At 68.4% G+C, this 12,853-nt stretch carries 12 protein-coding genes; 5 read left to right on the forward strand and 7 right to left on the reverse strand.

Features of this window, described 5'->3' with window-relative positions; genetic code table 11:
• Window positions 1-11: 11 nt before the first annotated feature.
• On the forward strand, window positions 12-2,642 hold the full coding sequence (gene clpB / locus ASG63_RS09985) for an ATP-dependent chaperone ClpB (RefSeq protein WP_056215216.1): 2,631 nt from the start codon (window positions 12-14) through the stop codon (window positions 2,640-2,642).
• A 72-nt stretch (window positions 2,643-2,714) separates the two neighbouring features.
• Here the strand turns inward: clpB and ASG63_RS09990 are convergent, their stop codons facing one another.
• Window positions 2,715-3,098: a hypothetical protein gene (locus ASG63_RS09990; RefSeq protein ID WP_056215220.1), complete on the reverse strand. Its 384-nt coding sequence runs from the start codon at window positions 3,096-3,098 to the stop codon at window positions 2,715-2,717.
• A 162-nt stretch (window positions 3,099-3,260) separates the two neighbouring features.
• Here ASG63_RS09990 and ASG63_RS09995 point away from each other — a divergent pair, with 162 nt between their 5' ends.
• Window positions 3,261-4,706 carry a short-chain fatty acid transporter gene (locus tag ASG63_RS09995; RefSeq protein WP_056215223.1) on the forward strand — a complete coding sequence of 482 codons (1,446 nt, stop codon included), beginning with the start codon at window positions 3,261-3,263 and terminating at the stop codon, window positions 4,704-4,706.
• Window positions 4,707-4,741: 35 nt separating this feature from the next.
• Complete coding sequence (locus ASG63_RS10000; RefSeq protein ID WP_056215226.1) at window positions 4,742-5,365, forward strand: carboxymuconolactone decarboxylase family protein; 624 nt, start codon at window positions 4,742-4,744, stop codon at window positions 5,363-5,365.
• A 129-nt stretch (window positions 5,366-5,494) separates the two neighbouring features.
• On the opposite strand, the gene ASG63_RS10005 is transcribed toward ASG63_RS10000, so the two are convergent.
• The 5 genes from ASG63_RS10005 to rpmH all read right to left on the reverse strand — a co-directional run bounded on the left by ASG63_RS10005 (window position 5,495) and on the right by rpmH (window position 9,302).
• A complete protein-coding gene (locus ASG63_RS10005) occupies window positions 5,495-5,869 on the reverse strand; it encodes a DUF423 domain-containing protein (protein WP_056215230.1) in 375 nt (124 codons plus the stop codon).
• Complete coding sequence (gene yihA, locus ASG63_RS10010; protein WP_056215233.1) at window positions 5,866-6,516, reverse strand: ribosome biogenesis GTP-binding protein YihA/YsxC; 651 nt, start codon at window positions 6,514-6,516, stop codon at window positions 5,866-5,868. The genes ASG63_RS10005 and yihA overlap by 4 nt, the downstream gene beginning before the upstream one ends.
• A gap of 135 nt (window positions 6,517-6,651) precedes the next feature.
• Window positions 6,652-8,505, reverse strand: coding sequence for a membrane protein insertase YidC (yidC, locus tag ASG63_RS10015; RefSeq protein ID WP_056215236.1), 1,854 nt, complete (start codon window positions 8,503-8,505; stop codon window positions 6,652-6,654).
• Window positions 8,498-9,130, reverse strand: coding sequence for a ribonuclease P protein component (gene rnpA, locus ASG63_RS10020; protein WP_338011814.1), 633 nt, complete (start codon window positions 9,128-9,130; stop codon window positions 8,498-8,500). The genes yidC and rnpA overlap by 8 nt, the downstream gene beginning before the upstream one ends.
• Before the next feature lie 37 nt (window positions 9,131-9,167).
• Window positions 9,168-9,302, reverse strand: coding sequence for a 50S ribosomal protein L34 (gene rpmH / locus ASG63_RS10025; RefSeq protein WP_055947927.1), 135 nt, complete (start codon window positions 9,300-9,302; stop codon window positions 9,168-9,170).
• 595 nt (window positions 9,303-9,897) lie between these two features.
• Here rpmH and rcdA point away from each other — a divergent pair.
• Window positions 9,898-10,428, forward strand: coding sequence for a protease adaptor protein RcdA (rcdA, locus tag ASG63_RS10030; protein WP_056215243.1), 531 nt, complete (start codon window positions 9,898-9,900; stop codon window positions 10,426-10,428).
• Between the two features lie 132 nt (window positions 10,429-10,560).
• Here the strand turns inward: rcdA and rpmE are convergent, their stop codons facing one another.
• A complete protein-coding gene (gene rpmE / locus ASG63_RS10035) occupies window positions 10,561-10,815 on the reverse strand; it encodes a 50S ribosomal protein L31 (protein ID WP_055948879.1) in 255 nt (84 codons plus the stop codon).
• Window positions 10,816-10,993: 178 nt separating this feature from the next.
• Here rpmE and ASG63_RS10040 point away from each other — a divergent pair, with 178 nt between their 5' ends.
• Window positions 10,994-12,841 carry an ABC transporter transmembrane domain-containing protein gene (locus tag ASG63_RS10040; RefSeq protein WP_056215246.1) on the forward strand — a complete coding sequence of 616 codons (1,848 nt, stop codon included), beginning with the start codon at window positions 10,994-10,996 and terminating at the stop codon, window positions 12,839-12,841.
• Window positions 12,842-12,853: the final 12 nt, after the last annotated feature.

Raw genomic sequence — 12,853 nt, forward strand, 5'->3', positions numbered from 1 at the left:
GTGGGACACAGATGAATTTCGAGATCTATACCGAGCGCGCCCGCGGCTTCGTCCAGGCCGCGCAGAACCTCGCGATGCGCGAGGGCCATCCGCAATTCCAGCCGGGCCACATCCTGAAGGTCCTGCTCGACGATCCCGAGGGCCTCTGCGCCGGTCTGATCGATCGGGCGGGTGGTCAGTCGCGGGTCGCCCTCGCGCAGACCGAGGCCTGGCTCGCCAAGCAGCCGAAGGTGTCCGGCAACGCGTCCCAGCCGCAGGCGACGCGCGAGCTCGTGCGCCTGTTCGACACCGCCGAGAAGGCGGCCGAGAAGGCGGGCGACAGCTACGTCACGGTCGAGCGCCTGCTGCTCGCCCTCGCGGTCGAGAAGGACACCGAGGCCGGTCGCGCGCTGGCGGCGGCCGGCGTCACGCCGGCCTCGCTCAACGGCGCGATCAACGCCCTGCGCAAGGGCCGGACCGCCGACAACGCCACGGCCGAGAACGCCTACGATGCGCTGAAGAAATACGCCCGCGACCTCACGGAAGCGGCGCGCGAGGGCAAGCTCGACCCGGTAATCGGCCGTGACGAGGAGATCCGTCGCACGATCCAGGTCCTGTCGCGGCGCACCAAGAACAACCCCGTCCTGATCGGCGAGCCCGGCGTCGGCAAGACCGCCATCGTCGAGGGTCTCGCCCTGCGCATCGTCGACGGCGACGTGCCGGAATCCCTGCGCGACAAGAGCCTGCTCGCCCTCGACATGGGATCGCTGATCGCCGGTGCCAAATACCGCGGAGAATTCGAGGAGCGGCTGAAGGGCGTGCTCTCCGAGGTCACGGCGGCCGAAGGCGGGATCATCCTGTTCATCGACGAGATGCATACCCTTGTCGGGGCCGGCAAGGCGGATGGGGCGATGGACGCCTCCAACCTGCTGAAGCCCGCGCTGGCCCGCGGCGAGCTGCACTGCGTCGGGGCCACCACCCTCGACGAGTACCGCAAGCACGTGGAGAAGGACGCGGCCCTGGCCCGGCGCTTCCAGCCCGTCTTCGTGTCCGAGCCCACCGTCGAGGACACGGTCTCGATCCTGCGCGGGATCAAGGAGAAGTACGAGCAGCACCACGGCGTGCGCATCCAGGATGCGGCGCTGGTGGCGGCCGCGACCCTGTCGAACCGCTACATCACCGATCGCTTCCTGCCGGACAAGGCCATCGACCTGATGGACGAGGCCGGGTCGCGCCTGCGCATGCAGGTCGATTCGAAGCCCGAGGAGCTCGACAACCTCGACCGCGAGATCGTGCGCCTGAAGATCGAGGGCGAGGCCCTCAAGAAGGAGACCGATTCCGCCTCCCGCGACCGCCTCGTGCGGTTGGAAAAGGAGTTGGCCGACCTCGAGGAGCAGTCCGCCGCGATCACCTCGCGCTGGAAGGCCGAGAAGGACAAGCTCGGTGCTGCCGCCGAACTCAAGCGCAAGCTCGACGAGGCGCGCAACGAATTGGCCTCGGCCCAGCGCCAGGGGCAGTACCAGCGCGCGGGCGAGCTCGCCTACGGCGTGATCCCGGGGCTGGAGCGCCAGCTCGCCGAGATCGAGGCCCAGGCCGAGAGCGCCGTGGTCCGCGACGGCATGGTCGAGGAGGCGGTGACGCCGGCCCACATCGCGGGTGTTGTCTCGCGCTGGACCGGGGTTCCCGTCGACAAGATGCTGGAGGGCGAGCGCGACAAGCTCTTGGCCATGGAGACGGTGCTGGGCGAGCGTGTCGTCGGGCAGCGCGAGGCGGTGGAGGCGGTGGCGACCGCCGTCCGCCGGGCCCGCGCCGGTCTCCAGGATCCGAACCGGCCGATCGGCTCGTTCATCTTCCTCGGGCCCACCGGCGTCGGCAAGACCGAGCTGACCAAGGCCCTGGCCGGCTTCCTCTTCGACGACGACACGGCACTCGTGCGTCTCGACATGTCGGAATACATGGAGAAGCACTCCGTGGCCCGGCTGATCGGCGCGCCTCCGGGCTATGTCGGCTACGAGGAGGGTGGAGCACTCACCGAGGCGGTTCGGCGCCGGCCCTACCAGGTCGTGCTGTTCGATGAGGTCGAGAAGGCGCATCCGGACGTGTTCAACGTCCTGCTCCAGGTACTCGACGACGGTCGGCTGACCGATGGACAGGGTCGGACGGTGGACTTCCGCAACACGCTCCTGATCATGACCTCGAACCTCGGTTCGGAATACCTCGTCAACCAGAGTGAGGGCGACGACACCGATGTCGTGCGCGAGGAGGTGATGGGTGTGGTGCGCAGCCACTTCCGGCCGGAATTCCTCAACCGGATCGACGAGATCATCCTGTTCCACCGTCTCAAGCGGTCGGAGATGGGTGCGATCGTCGAGATCCAGCTGAAGCGCCTGCAGAAGCTCCTCGACGAGCGCAAGATCACCCTCGACGTCGATCCGAAGGCCCGCGACTGGCTCGCGGACAAGGGCTACGACCCGGCCTACGGGGCGCGTCCCCTGAAGCGGGTGATCCAGAAGGCAGTGCAGGATCGGCTGGCGGAGCAACTCCTGTCCGGGCTGATCCACGATGGGGAAGTGGTGCCGGTGGAGGTCGGTCCCCTCGGGCTGAAGGTCGGCAAATCCGGCCTCAGCACCGAGCGCCGGCCGGAGAGCGTCACCCTCAACTGAGGCCGGGCGTCATCCCGACATCCCGGGGCCCGCGACGGCAGCCGCCGTTGCGGGCCCCGTCAGGCCGGCCGTTCACTGTCCCGAACGCAGGACGAGGCGGCGGATGCGACGGTCGAAGTCCTGGAAGCTGGCCGAGATGCCCCGGCCGGCGCAGGCCTGGAAGGAATCGCCGGCGAAGAAACCGCGCGCACTCTGCTCGCGGCAGGCCATCAGGGGCGGGACCAGCACGGTGCCGAGGCCCACGACCAGCACCAGGGCGAAGTTCAGGATGACCGCGATCATCCACCCGAGGGGCGACAGGAAGGGCTTCTCGAAGTCCGTCCTGTCCCGCTCCTGACGGGCCAGATCCCGCACCTTGGTGCTGGCCTGACGCCGTTCGGCCATTCTCGCATCGAGGTCTCGGAGCTTCGAGATTTCGGCCACGAACAGGATCTCCCACGCGAGAACAGGGCGCATCGTAGAGGCGAACCCTCAAGGAAGCCTGAAGCGGCGACCCTGACAGTCTCACCCGATCATCACAGCCAAGCCTGTGTACCGGCGGGATTCCGTCTTGAGCCGGATCGGCAATTGCGGACAATGCGCCTCCCAAGGCCATTCCCTCGTTCCCAGGACTTTCCGATGTCGACACCCACGCCGGAGCGTCGCGCCGACTCCGCCGCGCTGGACAGCGCCCTGTCGCGGGCCGGCATCCGCTTCACCGCCTGGGCCGAGAAGTGGTTTCCCGATGCCTTCATCTTCGTCGCCATCGCGGTGGTCATCGTTGCCCTCGGCGCGCTGGCCAACGGTGCCCCGGCGCCCGCCATCGCCAAGAGCTTCGGCGACGGCTTCTGGAGCCTGATCCCCTTCACCATGCAGATGGCCTTCGTGACGATCGGTGGCTACGTGGTGGCGACGGCACCCCCGGTCCAGGCGCTGATCGATCGCCTCGCCGCGATCCCGAAGACCGGCCGCGGCGCCGTCGGGTTCGTGGCCGCGGCGACCATGCTGTCCTCGTTCCTGAGCTGGGGCCTGAGCCTGATCTTCGGTGGCCTTCTCGCCCGCGCGCTCGCCCGTCGCACGGAACTCCGCATGGATTACCGCGCCGCCGGGGCCGCCGCCTATCTCGGGCTCGGCGCCACCTGGGCCATGGGCCTCAGCTCCTCTGCGGCCCAGCTCCAGGCGAACCCGGCGAGCCTGCCGAAGGCGCTCCTGCCGATCACCGGCGTGATTCCCTTCAGCGAAACCATCTTCCTCTGGCAGTCGATGCTGATCGCTGCGATCCTGTTCGTGATGTCGGTGATCATCGCCTATGCCTCCGCGCCGCGCCCGAGCACTGCGGTGACGGCCGAGGATCTCGGCGTGAGCGTCGCGCGCGAAGAGGCCGATCTCGGCCGCCCCGAGCAACCCGGTGAATGGCTGGAGCACTCCCCGATCCTCACGATCCTCCTCGTGGTGATCGCCGGCGCCTGGATCTACCAGGAGTTCGCGCGGCAATCCTGGATCACAGCGATCTCGAACCTGAACACCTATAACCTCCTGTTCATCACCCTCGGGCTGCTGCTGCATTGGCGCCCGAAGCGTTTCCTCGTGGCGGTGGCCAAGGCCGTTCCGGCGACTGCCGGCATCCTCATCCAGTTCCCGCTCTACGCCGCCATCAGCGCGATGCTGACCGGGCCGAAGAACGCCGCCGGGATCTCGGTCTCCGAGGTGATCACCCACGCCTTCGTCAGCCTGAACACCACGGGCAGCTTCCCGATCTCGATGGGCGTCTACTCGGCGGTGCTCGGCTTCTTCGTGCCGTCGGGCGGCGGCAAATGGCTGCTCGAGGCGCCCTACGTGATGCAGGCGGCCAACGAGCTGCAGGTCCATCTCGGCTGGGCGGTGATGGTCTACAACGCGGCCGAGGCGCTGCCGAACCTGATCAACCCGTTCTGGATGCTGCCACTCCTCGGCATCCTCGGCCTGAAGGCGCGCGACATCGTCGGGTTCAGTTTCCTACAGCTCCTCATCCACCTGCCGGTGGTGCTGTTCCTGCTCTGGGCCCTGGCCTTCACGCTGACCTACCACCCGCCGGTGATGCCGTAGGTTGCGGCCGGAAGCCGGACCGGAGGAGTAAACCCATGCGTGTCGCCGTCCTGCCGGTCCTGTCGATCCTTCTCTTCGGGAGCCTGTCTGCCTTGGCCCAAGACCGCCTGCCGCCGATACCGGCCGATGCCCTCAGCCCGGAGCAGAAAGCGGCCTCCGAGGCTTTTCTCGCGGCGCGCAAGACCCCGGTCTTCGGTCCGTTCGTGCCGCTCCTGCGCAGTCCCGAGCTGATGACCAACGCGAGCAATATGGGGCTGCACCTGCGCTACCGCAGCGTACTGCCCCTGCGGCTGAGCGAGTTCATCATCCTGATCACCGCCCGGGAATGGACGCAGCAGCTGGAGTGGCACATCCATGCGCCGATCGCCCTGAAGGCCGGCCTCGATCCGGCGATCGTCGCCGCGATCCGGGAAGGCTGGCGGCCGGACGCGATGGGGCCGGAGGAGACGCTGGTCTACGCGTTCTCGACGGAGCTGCATCACAACAAGGCGGTGAGCGACACCACCTACGCCCGGGCGGTCCAAACCTTCGGCGAGCAGGGCGCCATCGAGATGGCGGGCATCAACGGCTATTACACGCTGCTCGCCATGAGCATGAATATGGCCCAGACCGCGCTGCCGGACGGCGCCGCGCCGCAACTGCCGCCGCTGATCCGTTAAGCGACGGGCTTCAGCGGCTCTGCGGGGCGGTCGAGGGCGTACGAGGGCGCACGGCTTCAGGGCCGAGGACGCGGCGTCGCCCGCGCGGTGACGCGATGCTCATCCGACGCCCAGCCGCCGGCTCATACCTCAGGACCGACGTGCCGGAACGAAGGCTGCCGCGGCCACGAGTAGCCAGCCGGCCATCAGGACGAAGCCACCGGTCGGGGCCGCCATGGGAAAGAGCGGTGTGCCATGGAGCGCCCGAAGCGCAAGGTCGCCCGAGAACAGTGCGAGGCCGACCACCAGGGCGGCGGCTGCGAGGCGGGTGACCGGCCGGTGCGTCGTGCCGTTGGCGGCCAACGCCACGAGCCCGAGGATCGCTGGGGCGTGGAACAGCAGGAACTGGGCGGCGGTCCTCAGGCTGTCAGCCCCGCTGAGATGGGCCGCCGCGGCGCTCGCGGCGACGCCGAGGAGACCCGCGAGGGCGCCAAGCGCCAGGAGAACGCGATCGAGGCCGTTCACGCGCCGCGCTCCTGCAGCAGGCGGGCGACACTGGCCCGAAGTTCCGGTACGCCCCGGTCGTCGCGGCTCGAGGTAAGCAGGATCTCCGGGTAGGCGGCCGGCCGCCGGGCGATGGCAGCCTGCACCCCGGCGATGCGGGCGTCCATCTCGGACTTCTTCAGGGCATCGCCCTTGGTCAGCACGATCTGGTAGCTCACGGCGGCCTTGTCGAGGCCGTCGAGGACGTCGGTGTCGATACTCTTCAGGCCGTGACGCGAGTCGATCAGCATGAACACCCGGGCCAGGTTCGAGCGGCCCTTCAGGTAGTCGTGAATCAGGTCGGTCCAGGCCTCGACCTTGGTCTTCTCCACCGCCGCGTAGCCGTAGCCCGGCATGTCGACCAGGGTCAGGCGGCCGCCGATATCGAAGAAGTTCAGCTGCTGCGTGCGCCCCGGGGTGTGCGAGGTCCGCGCCAGGGTGTTGCGCCCGGTGAGTGCGTTGACGAGGCTCGATTTGCCCACGTTGGAACGGCCCGCGAAGGCGATCTCCACGCCCTTCATCGGCGGAAGGGCGGGCACGTTGGGGGCCGAGGCGATGAAGTCGGCTGCGCCCGCGAACAGCAGGCGGCCGGCCTCCAGCAGGGCGGCATCGTCTTCGGCTTGGGACATCGAGCGGCTCCGGGCGGAGGAGAGGGCGTGCCCATCACTCTCGCGAGCCGACACGCCGGAAACAGGAAGTCCTCCCCGTCGTGAAACGGAGAGGACCGGGTTGGACAAGCGTCGCGGTCCTTGTGGACGAAGCGATCAGCTCTTGGCGACGGCGTTCTTGTCGGCAGTCTTGCGTCGGAACATCCCCCGCAGGTTGTCCCAAAGCTCCACCTTCACCCCGTTGCGGCGCATGATGACGTATTGCTGGATCACCGACAGGGTGTTGTTCCAGGCCCAGTAGATCACCAGGCCGGCCGGGAACGAGCCGAGCATGAAGGTGAACACGATCGGCATGAAGGTGAAGATCTGCGCCTGGACCGGGTCCGGCGGCGCGGGGTTCATCTTCATCTGGATGAACATCGTGATGCCCATGATGATGGGCCAGATGCCGAGGTGGATGAAGTCGGGCGCCGCGAAGGGCAGCAGGCCGAACAGGTTGAGGATGTTCGTCGGATCCGGCGCGGCCAGATCCTGAATCCAGCCGAAGAACGGCGCATGCCGCATCTCGATGGTGATGAACAGGACCTTGTACAGCGCGAAGAAGACCGGAATCTGGATCAGCACCGGCCAGCAGCCAGCGACCGGATTGATCTTCTCCTTTTTGTACAGCTCCATCATCGCCTGCTGCTGCTTCATCTTGTCGTCAGCATAGCGCTCGCGGATCGACGTCATCTCCGGCTGCACGGCCTTCATCTTGGCCATGGACTGGTAGGACTTGTTGGCGATCGGCAGGAAGAGCAGTTTCAGGCAGAAAGTCACCACGAGGATCGACACGCCGAAGTTGCCGAACAGGTGGAAGAAGAAGTCCAGCGCCCGAAACATCGGCTTGGTGATGAAGTGGAACCAACCCCAGTCGATTAGCAGGTCGAACTGCTTGATGTTCTGGTTCGCCTGGTAGGCGTTGACCGTGTTCACTTCCTTGGCGCCAGCGAAGAGCTGCTGGGTCGCGGCGGCCGAGGCACCGGGCTGGATCACCTGCACGTTGCCGAGCACGTTGGCCTGATAGACCTTGGTGGCGCCGTCGGTCCGCTCGGTGAAGCTGCCCGTGTAGGGGGTCGCCTGATCCGGGATGGCGGCGGCGGCCCAGTACTTGTCGGTGATCCCGACGAAGCCGCCGGTCACGCCCGGCCAGGTCTTGCCCTTGGTGCTGGCATTGCCGAGCGCCGGCTCCTTGGCGAGGTGGTCGTAGGTGTATTCCTGCAGCCCGTCGGCGCCGAGGACGCCGATCAGGCCCTCGTGCAGCACGTAGTAACCCTGGGTGTGCGGCTTACCCCAGCGCGAGACGAGGCTGTAGGGATAGAGGGAAACCGCGTTGCCGCCCTTGTTCTCGACCTCGTCGCGAACGGTGAACAGGAACTTGTCGTCCACCGCAATGGTCCGCTTGAACAGCAGGCCCGCGCCGTTGTCGTAGCTCAGCGTCACGGGCTTGCCCGGCGCCAGGGAGGTGGCATCGGCGGTCCAGACGGTGTCGCCGTTGGGCAGGGGACCAGCGTTCTGGCCGACCCAGCCGAACTCGGCGTAGTAGGGATTCTCGGTGCCGGTGGGCGAGAGCAGGACGATGTTCGGGCTCTTGTCGTCGACGGTCTCGTGGTAATTCTTGAGTGAGACGTCATCGATGCGGCCGCCCTTCAGGGCGATGGAGCCGGCGAGCGCCGGGGTGTCGATGGTGACGCGTGGGGAGCGCGCGATCGCCGTCTCGCGCGGCACCACACCGCCGCCGGCACCCGAGGCGCCCGGCAGGGTTCCGGGGACGGGATTGGCCGGACCGCCTTCCTTCGGGCTGGCGCTCGGTACGCCGTCGGGACCGGCGGGCTGGGTGGCCGCCTTGTTCTGAAGGGCGGCCTGACGCTGCTGCTCCACGCGGGGAGCGGCGATGAAATAGTTCCAGCCGAGCAGGACCGCCAGCGACAAGGCGATCGCGACGATCATGTTCGTCTTGTCATTACCCATCGGTCGGTCCGTCGCATGCTTTGGGAGGAGGGGAGGGCGCATTCGCGCGCGCCGGACCGGGACCGGCCGGCACGGCGGAGCCCGTCGCGCCCGAGGCCAATAGCGGAGCCGCCGCCGATGCGCCAGACGCGGGCGCGCCTTTGCCGCGTCCGCGCCGAGCGGGCCGCGGATCGGACGTCGCAGATTTCTGATCCTGCGGCTTCGTCACCACGGCGACGGCACGGCGTAGGTCGTCGATGAGAGTCTCGAAAGGAGCGTGCAGGGCCGGGCGCCGGGCCACCAGCACCACGTCGGCCGGACGCACCGGCAGATCGCCGGCCACCTGGGCCACGGCCGCGCGCAACCGTCGCCGGATGCGATTGCGCTCCGTGGCGTGGCCGACCCGCTTGGTGATGGTAAATCCGATTCGGAGTCCGCCACCCGCCGGATCGCCGGGGACGCCGTCCGTGGACGCTTCAACGGCGCGGACGAGGCCCTGCGCCGACAAGCGTTCGTTGTGGAAGCGACGTCCGCCGGCCGCGGCCAGGAACTCGGAGCGTCGCGTCAGCCGCCCGATCGCGGATGGGGCCGATGACATGCCCGATCCGATCTCGCAGCGGGTCCTGTGGCCCCTGGCCAGGCTCATGATGAGGCGCGCCGCCCGTGACGGCGCCGCGGATCTCTCAGGCGGAGAGCTTCTTGCGGCCGTGCGCGCGACGGGCCGCGATGACCTTGCGGCCGCCGGCAGTGGCCATGCGGGCGCGGAAGCCGTGACGACGCTTACGCACGAGCTTGCTGGGCTGATAGGTTCTCTTCATGGCGCGATCTCCGAATGGCCGAGGATCGATCCGGGCCGCACCGAAGGCCGCACCGGATATTCACTCGCCCTGAAATGTGTCTGCAAGCGCGAACAGCGCCCCTCAAGGGCGCCGCGTCGCGATGGCGCGGCTTATGGGGCAAGGTCCCGCGCGAGTCAATTCCGGAGCCTGCCGAAACGGCGAAATCCGGGGTTCGCGATCTGGCGCCCCGACGCCATCCCGTGAATCGTCCGTTAACCGATCCGCGCCATCCTGTGATCCTGTTCGGTTCTTCCGGACAACGCGCGGATCTTCCGATTCGCTCGCTTGGACTGCTCCCGAAACTCGCTAGTCAGGCCGCCCGCGACGGGCGGCCTTTTTTTCGTCCCGGGTCCTTCCCGCCTGGGGTCCTTCCCACGTCCGGATGTTCTGCCCGGTGTCTTCGCAGCGGCAGCGACAGCGGGAAGCCCGGCACCGATCGCCTTCGTTAACGTTAACATCGGGTAAAGGCCGCGGGCCGGGACGTTCGGCGCTAGAGTTGCGCAGACAGGTGCAAACGCGCCGCCTTCGTCCCATCGCGGGACGCAATCGGTCCGGCCGCGGCACAGGAGGCACCATGAGCGGGTTCGACGTCATGTTCCGGGACGAGCGCGACTGGGTGAATTTCGGCGACACCTACGTCACCTCGGAGGCATTCAAGGTGCTCTTCCGCGAGGGCATGACCCTGGTCGAGGAAGCGGCGGCCTATCTCGACGGGACCGGCCGCGAGGAATCTCGGTTGATGTCCCGCGACGGGACGCTGAGCTATGCCAGCGAGAGCATGCGCCTCACCACGCGGTTGATGCAGATCGCCTCCTGGCTCCTGGTGCAGCGCGCCGTATCCGAGGGCGAGCTGACGCCGGCCGAGGCGATGCAGGAGAAGACCCGGGTGCGCTTGACCACACCCGAGACCTTCCGCAGCGAGGTGTTCGGCGTTCTGCCTCCGACCCTGCAGGACCTCATCGTGCGGTCGCGCCGCCTGCACAGCCGGATCCTGCACCTCGATGGCCTGATCGCCGACGAGCGTCCCAGCCCTCTGCCCCAGGAAAGCCCCGTCGTTGCCCAACTGAGCCTGCTGCGCTCGGCCTTCGGAGCCGCCTCCGCCTGACGCGGACGTCGCCCCGGCCTCGGGCCGGGGAGGGGATTGGAAACGCAGAACGGGCGGCTCCGGGGGGAGCCGCCCGTTCTGCGTTGTAAGGGGTCCGCCGCTGCGTCGGCGCGGCGGCGGACCAAGATGGCCTTACTTCTTGCCGAAGGAGAGGGCGCCGAAGCGCGAGTTGAAGCGCGAGACGCGGCCACCGCGATCGAGCATCTTCTGTTCGCCGCCGGTCCAGGCCGGATGGGTGTTCGGGTCGATGTCGAGGTTGAGGGTGTCGCCCTCCTTGCCGTAGGTCGACCGGGTCATGTACTCGGACCCGTCGGTCATCACGACCTTGATGAAGTGGTAGTCGGGATGCTCGGTACCCTTGGCCTTGTCGGCCGCGCTCTTTGCCATGACGAAATCCTTGAATAGCCAAGCCGACCGGCCCGTCTGGCGGCCCGCGGCCATAGATCACGCGCAATCGGATGAAGGCGCGCCTATACCTCACGCACCTTCGCCCGACAAGCGTGCGCCGCTCGAAGAGACCGCCGGACGGTCGCTTTTCCTGGAAGACCAACGATGACGAGGCACCATGGCTCGCGGCCGTGACAAGAAAATTCCCGGGGAGGCCCGGCCGAAGGCACCGCTCGGTTCGCTCCGCCCGCTGATTCCGTTCGCGATGGTCTATCGCGGCCGGATGCTCGCGGCGTTCCTGGCCCTCCTCGCCGCTTCGGGCGCGACCCTCGTGGTCCCGATCGCCCTGCGCCGGGTCATCGACCACGGCTTCTCGCCCGAGGGCCAGGGGGTGATCGACACCTACTTCGCCGCCCTGATCGGCGTCGTGGCGGTGCTCGCCCTCTCCAGCGGGGCGCGCTACTACACGGTCGCGACGCTGGGTGAACGCGTGGTGGCGGATCTGCGCACCGCCGTGTTCCGGCGCCTGACCCAGCTCGATCCCGCCTTCTTCGACCGCTCGCTCTCGGGCGAGATCATCTCGCGCCTCACCGCGGATGCCACGCAGGTGAAGGCCGTCTTCGGCGTCTCGATCTCGATCCTGCTGCGCAACGCCTTTCTCTTCACGGGCGCGGTGGTGATGATGGTCATCACGAGCCCGAAGCTGTCGGTCCTCGTCCTGGCGGCGATTCCCCTCATCGTCTTCCCGCTGATCCTCTCCGGGCGCGGCGTGCGGCGCCGGTCCCGGGCGGCGCAGGACCGCCTCGCCGACGCCTCGGCCTATGCCGCCGAGGCCGTGAACGCGATCCGCACCATGCAGGCCTTCGGCATGGGCCGGACCACCGCGAGCCGCTTCGCCGCGGCCGCCGAGAACGCCTATGCGGCCGCGCGGGATTCGATCCAGGCGCGGGCGCTCCTCACCGGCGTCGCCATCTTCCTCATCTCCGCCAGCGTCGTCGGCGTCATGTGGTACGGCGCGCAAGGGGTCCTGGCCGGGACCATGACGGCGGGTCAGCTCTCGCAGTTCGTCCTCTACGCGGTGTTCGGCGCGAGCGCCCTCGGGCAGCTCTCGGAAGTCTACGGCGAACTCGCCCAGGCGGCCGGCGCCGCCGAGCGCCTCGGCGAGATCCTGGCGGCCGAATCGACGATCCGCACACCGGCCGAGCCGCTGGCCCTGCCGGTGCCCGCCAAGGGCGCCGTGGCCTTCGAAGCCGTGCGCTTCCTGTACCCGGCCCGGCCCGACCATCCCGCGCTCGACGGCATCCGCTTCACGATCGCGCCGGGCGAGCGGGTGGCCCTCGTCGGTCCCTCGGGCGCCGGCAAGACCACGGTGCTGCAATTGCTGCTGCGCTTCTACGACCCGCAATCCGGCCTCATCCGGGTCGATGGCGTCGACATTGCCCAGGTCGACCCGGAGCAGCTGCGCGAGCGCCTCGCCCTGGTACCGCAGGACCCGACGGTGTTTTCCGGCTCGGTGCTCGAGAACATCCGGTACGGCCGGCCCGAGGCCACCGAGGCCCAGGTCCAGCGCGCGGCCGAACTCGCCCATGCGGACGGCTTCATCCAGGCCCTGCCGCAGGGCTACGCCACGACGGTGGGCGAGCGCGGCGTCACCCTTTCCGGCGGCCAGCGCCAGCGGGTGGCGATCGCCCGCGCCATCCTCAAGGACGCACCGATCCTCCTTCTCGACGAGGCGACCTCGGCCCTCGACGCCGAGAGCGAGCGCGCGGTGCAGACCGCCCTCGATACCCTGATGCGCGGTCGCACCACCCTGGTCATCGCGCACCGCCTGGCGACGATCCGCAAGGCGGACCGCATCCTGGTCCTCGACGGCGGCCGGATCGTCGAGAGCGGCACCCACGAGAGCCTGCTGGCGCAGGGCGCGCTGTACGCGCAGCTCGCGGCGCTGCAGTTCACCGATGCCCACGACGACGGCCTGCGTGCCCGGGAAGCCCGACCTCTCCTCGACGCGCTGCCGGCGGAGTAGGACCGGACGAGC

It is taken from the genome of Methylobacterium sp. Leaf94, from assembly GCF_001426045.1.
Lineage (GTDB): Bacteria > Pseudomonadota > Alphaproteobacteria > Rhizobiales > Beijerinckiaceae > Methylobacterium.